The sequence below is a fragment of the Actinophytocola sp. genome (genome assembly GCF_045807065.1).
In the GTDB taxonomy this organism is placed as follows: Bacteria; Actinomycetota; Actinomycetes; order Mycobacteriales; family Pseudonocardiaceae; genus Actinophytocola.
In genome coordinates this window covers 1-4,766 of the sequence record NZ_JBJMIE010000092.1, presented here as the reverse complement: position 1 = coordinate 4,766, position 4,766 = coordinate 1, and the positions used below count along the sequence as shown (strand labels likewise).

The 4,766-nt window shown below is 69.0% G+C and carries 6 protein-coding genes; 1 reads left to right on the top strand and 5 read right to left on the bottom strand.

The window, feature by feature from the left end; genetic code table 11:
* Window positions 1-30 precede the first annotated feature (30 nt).
* The 4 genes from ACJ73U_RS05380 to ACJ73U_RS05365 all read right to left on the bottom strand — a co-directional run bounded on the left by ACJ73U_RS05380 (window position 31) and on the right by ACJ73U_RS05365 (window position 4,082).
* Entirely contained in the window at window positions 31-864 is an 834-nt protein-coding gene (locus ACJ73U_RS05380) for an alpha/beta fold hydrolase (RefSeq protein WP_407776399.1), read from the bottom strand.
* Window positions 865-1,029: 165 nt separating this feature from the next.
* Window positions 1,030-2,388 carry an endo-1,4-beta-xylanase gene (locus ACJ73U_RS05375; RefSeq protein ID WP_407776398.1) on the bottom strand — a complete coding sequence of 453 codons (1,359 nt, stop codon included), beginning with the start codon at window positions 2,386-2,388 and terminating at the stop codon, window positions 1,030-1,032.
* Window positions 2,389-2,620: 232 nt separating this feature from the next.
* Window positions 2,621-3,286, bottom strand: coding sequence for an NADase-type glycan-binding domain-containing protein (locus ACJ73U_RS05370; protein WP_407776397.1), 666 nt, complete (start codon window positions 3,284-3,286; stop codon window positions 2,621-2,623).
* Window positions 3,287-3,458: 172 nt separating this feature from the next.
* Window positions 3,459-4,082: a hypothetical protein gene (locus tag ACJ73U_RS05365; protein ID WP_407776396.1), complete on the bottom strand. Its 624-nt coding sequence runs from the start codon at window positions 4,080-4,082 to the stop codon at window positions 3,459-3,461.
* Window positions 4,083-4,099: 17 nt separating this feature from the next.
* Here ACJ73U_RS05365 and ACJ73U_RS05360 point away from each other — a divergent pair, with 17 nt between their 5' ends.
* Window positions 4,100-4,255, top strand: coding sequence for a hypothetical protein (locus ACJ73U_RS05360; protein ID WP_407776395.1), 156 nt, complete (start codon window positions 4,100-4,102; stop codon window positions 4,253-4,255).
* On the opposite strand, the gene ACJ73U_RS05355 is transcribed toward ACJ73U_RS05360, so the two are convergent.
* Window positions 4,245-4,766 (bottom strand): CGNR zinc finger domain-containing protein (locus ACJ73U_RS05355; protein ID WP_407776394.1); only part of this gene is annotated, 522 nt, incomplete at its 5' end. The genes ACJ73U_RS05360 and ACJ73U_RS05355 overlap by 11 nt on opposite strands.

Here is a 4,766-nt window from a genome sequence, read left to right as displayed (position 1 = left end):
GCCGCCACTTCTTGTCCGCCCACGAGGGGCTCAGGAGGCAAGGAAGTCCAGCAGCTCCTTGGTGACCTCGTCGCCGTGTGTCCACAGCAGACCGTGGGGTGCGTTCTCGATCTCGACGTACCTCGCGGCCGGCAGCAGCTTGTGGAAGCGGCGCCCGGTGGCGTCGATCGGCAGGATGTTGTCGGCGGTGCCGTGCAGGATCAGCGCCGGGACGTCGATCTTCGGGATGTCGGCGCGGAAGTCGGTGAGCCACGTGGGCACCGCGGCGCTGGAGGCGAACCAGGACGCACCCGCCGCGACGTTCCAGCTGTTGCGCAGCGCCTCCTCGGACAGCCGCGTGCCGAGGTTGTCGTCCGTGTTGTAGAAGTTCTTGTAGAACTCGGTGAAGTACGCGTAGCGGTCGGCCTTCACGGCGGCGGAGATGCCGTCGAACAGCTCCTGCGGCACGCCCTCGGGGTTGTCGTCCGTCCTCAGCAGGAACGGCTCCAGCGAGGCGAGGAACGCGACCTTGGCGACCCGGTCGGAGCCGTGAGCGCTCACATACCGCGCGACCTCGCCGGTGCCCATCGAGAAGCCGACGAGTACGACGTCGTTCAGGTCGAGCGTGTCCAGGACGACCTTCAGGTCGTGGGCGAAGGTGTCGTAGTCGTAGCCGGTCGTCGGCTGGCTCGACTGGCCGAAACCGCGGCGGTCATAGGTGATGACCCGGTAGCCGGCGGCCAGGAGCGCGGCGCTCTGCTTCTCCCAGGAGTGCCCGTCGAGGGGGTAGCCGTGGATGAGGACGACGGGCTGACCTTCACCGTGGTCCTCGTAGTAGAGGTCGATGCTGGTCGAGTTCTCGGTCCCGACGGTGATGAATGGCATCGTGTTCCCTTCGCCAACCCGGGGAGAACGGTCGTTCTCCGATGTTCGGGTCAACGGGGGCACCGGATGCGGAATTCCGGTTCCCGCTGGTTGTGAGCGAGCACACGACACGGCGCGTGCGTGGCCGGAGTGGAGGCCACACACGCGCCGCGCGCGCATCCCCGGTCAGCTGGCAGCGCAGCTGGGGGTCACGTCCGAGCCGGTCCCGGTGCCCTGGTAGCCGAACTCAACCGACTGGCCCGGGGCGACGGCGCCGTTGAAGCCGACGTTGGTGAACTGGACCGTGCCGGTGTTGCCGCTGCGGTTGGCGTTCCAGCCGCTGGTGATGGTGGCACCGGCGGGCAGCGTGATGGTCACCGTCCACCCGTTGACCTGCCCCGTGCCGGCGGTCACCCGCACGGTGCCGACGAAGCCGTCCTGCCACTGGTTCGTCGTCACGGTCGCCGCGCAGGCCCCGCCCGCGGGCGGTGGGTTGTCCGGCGGCGGGTTGTCGGGCGGCGGGTCGCTGCTGCCACCCAGAGCGTTCAACACCGCGGTGTAGGCCGGCTTCTTGCCGTAGTTGCTGTCGAACAGCAGCGGGGTGCCGCTCGCGCGCCAGGAGTACTTGTCCGGGATGCCCCAGACGGTGATCCCGGTGCAGCGCGAGACCGCGAGGCAGGCGTTGACGACGCGGGTGTAGTTGCTGGCCTGCGTGGTGCCGGAGCCCTCGATGTCCAGCTCGGTGATCTGCACGTCGACGCCGAGGTTCGCGAACCGCTGCAGGTTCGCCTGGTAGTCGCTCGGCACCGGTGACGCCGAGTTGAAGTGCGACTGGAAGCCGACGCAGTCGATCGGCACGCCGCGGCTCTTGAAGTCCTGCACCATCGCGAAGACGGCGTTGCTCTTCGCGTTCTGGCCGTCGGTGTTGTAGTCGTTGTAGCAGAGCTTGGCGTTCGGGTCGGCGGCGCGGGCGGTGCGGAACGCCTGCTCGATGTAGCCGTTGCCGAGCTTCTGCTGGAACACCGACTGGCGGCGGGTGCCGTTCTCCTCGAACGCCTCGTTGACCACGTCCCAGGCGTAGATCTGGCCCTTCCAGTGGCCCATCACGCCGTTGATGTGGTTCGTCATCGCCGTTTGCAGGTTGGTCGCGTCCAGACCGCTCACCCAGCCGGCGAGCTGGGAGTGCCAGACCAGCGTGTGCCCGCGGATCGTCATGCTCCGGCTGCGGGCCTGGGTCGTGATCTGGTCGGCCGGGGCGAAGTTGAACTGGTTGCGGTTGGGCTCGATCGTGTCCCACTTCATCTCGTTCTCGGGCGTGACGCCGTTGAACTCGGTGACCCAGGTGTTCGTGTACTGCGCCTCGCCGAGATGACCTGAGGAGACCGCGGCGCCGAAGTACCTGCCCCGTGCCGCGGCCGCGGCGCCGAGTGTGCTCGCGGCGTCGGCGGTGCCGGCCAGCGCGACCGCGCCGCTGGCCGCCAACGCGCCCGCGGCCGCGAACACCAGGGCTTTCCTGGCGGTACTTCGCAAGGACCTGATGACCATGTGTTTCGTTTCCTCGCTGTAGACCTTGAGTTGGGTTTCGCGCAACGCTGAGCGACTACTCGATCGCGATCAGCTACAGCTCAACCGATTGTCCGTGCGAGGATGAAGTCGTGTCAACAGCGAAATTCCGGAACATTATCGGAAAGTTTCGCCGCCCCTGAAATCATGATTCAGTAGTCGGGCGGTTCACCGATCGCGGATGAGGCTCACGGAATTTTCGTGAAAGTATCGGTCAGGCACCGACGGCCAGCTCGGAAATGGCGATCTTGTCGGTCGGGTCGAAGCCGTTGGTCGCGGAGCCGGGCACGCTCGCGAGCACGACCAGTTGGACGTGCCCCGTCCTGGTCGCCGGGAACCTGACCACCTGCATGGCGCGGCTCGTGGACGACACGTCGAAGCCGGTCTCGATGTACGTGCCGTCGTCGAACAGGAACCGCGCGGAGGACACCCTGCGGCCCTGGACATACCGGTCGGTCCCGTCGTACGGGTCGGTCTTGGCGAACCCCGGGACGACCCCGATCCAGCTGATCACCGCGGGCTGGGCGAACGTCACCAGCAGGCTCGCGCCGACGCCGTCGTGGTCGCACCGCCATGCCGTCGCCGGCTGCCCGTCCACCGCGTTGCGTGCCTCGTAGGTGAACCTGTTGCCGGCCGAGTCGACGCCGGGACCCGAGGTGCACGAGGCGGAGGCGCCCACGATCGTGGCGGGTGAGTCGGAGAGCAGCGACGGAGACACGGTGGCCGGCAGCCGCCTGTCCGGCGCGGCGGTCGCGTTCCCCGCGACCGGCATGCCGGGAACCCGGTTGAGCGCCACGAGAACCCCCGTCGTGACCGCCGCCGCGACGACGGTCAGAACCACCGACGCGACCACCAGTCCGCGAGTTATGGCCGATGACATCTTCGTTTCCCCTCCCACTTTTCCGCACGCACGGTGGTCCGTCGAGGAAAGTGGGTGTTTCCGTTACCGGTGCACACGGGGAAATTCCGGCGGGAGGTATTGCGGGGTTTTTCCGGCGCCGCCGCGATACCCATGTCCATACCGTCTGACCTGGGTCGTCGACGGCGAAGGCCTATGGCACCCGAACGGTGATTTCGTTTCCCAGCCGTGCGCCGCCGGTGAGCGGTAGTTCGTCACCACTCCAGAATCGGCCCGGGTCGTACCAGTTGGCGCGGCGCTTGGCCGGCAGCAGTCCCATGGCCTGGTAGGTGATCGCGACGACCTCCGCGCAGTAGGCGGTCTCGAGCTTCGCGTCGGAATTCGGGGTGCGCGGAATCGGCGCGCGCCCGTAGAGCCAGCGCGTGAACAACCGCGCCGTCGACGGGAACGGTGTGCCGTCGAGACGGGCGATCGTGCGCAGGACCGCGTCCTCCACCGCCCGGTCCGCCGGCGGCTCCAGCTGGCGCAGCCACGCCCGCTGCCGGTAGCGGCCGGTCCACTGGACCACGGCCTCGCGCAGGTCGTGCAGCTGCACGCCCCGGTGGTGCCCGCCGGTCCACATGTCCCGCAGGGACCGGCCCAGCTCGGCGTGCCACATGAGCGGCGGCAGGTCCTCGATGACCACCGCCATGCCCACGTGGTTGACCGGGCTGTTGGTGGTGATCCGGATCGTGCGGTCGGCCGCGGTGCTGCCGCGGAACAGCCACACGTCGCCCGTCCTGGTCAGCTCGACTGCCTCGTCCAGTGCAACGGCCACCCCGGTAGCCTAGGCCCGTGCGCTGGTGGAAGATTCTCGGCTTGGCCGGACTGGCGGGCGTCGCCGCGACCGGGGCCGCGATCGCCCGCGCCGAACGCAGGCGACGCGCCTACACGCCGGACGAGATCCGGGAACGCCTGCACGCCCGCGCGGCGGACGCGGCTAGGAGCTGACCCGACGCGCGGCTCGGCGCGCCACGTACTTGCGGATCTTCTCGTGGGTGCCGCAGTCGTTCATCGCGCACCAGCGGCGGCTGCCGTTGCGTGAGCGGTCCAGGAACAGCCACGGGCAGCCGGCGCACCGTTTGACGCGGTGGACGTCCGGGCCGGTCAGCAGCTGCGCCGCCGCGTGGGCGACCGGCCACAGCATGGCGTGCGGCTCGGTGGCGTCGGGCCAGGTCAACGAGTAGGTCTCGGAAAGAGACGCATGGGCGACCGCGTCCACGACGTAGGGCCGCAGCTCCTCCCAGTGCACCTCGTCACCCGTCGCCACCGCGCCGAACACCTCGTTCAGCGTGTCCCGCAGCGCGTGTGCCCGCCGCAGTGCGGCCCCCGACTGTGCCGCCCCCCGCCCGTCGCGCAGCACGCCGGCGCGGACCGACCAGCGCACCAGGTCCTCGTAGGTGGCGAGGTGGTCGTGCCGGGCCGGGCCGAGCGGGTCGTCGACCGTGTTGGCGAAGTCCAG

Excerpts from the sequence above, each read along its gene's own strand:
- ACJ73U_RS05370 (WP_407776397.1), bottom strand. The coding sequence starts at position 3,286 with ATGTCATCGGCCATAACTCGCGGACTGGTGGTCGCGTCGGTGGTTCTG.
- ACJ73U_RS05375 (WP_407776398.1), bottom strand. The coding sequence starts at position 2,388 with ATGGTCATCAGGTCCTTGCGAAGTACCGCCAGGAAAGCCCTGGTGTTC.
- ACJ73U_RS05380 (WP_407776399.1), bottom strand. The coding sequence starts at position 864 with ATGCCATTCATCACCGTCGGGACCGAGAACTCGACCAGCATCGACCTC.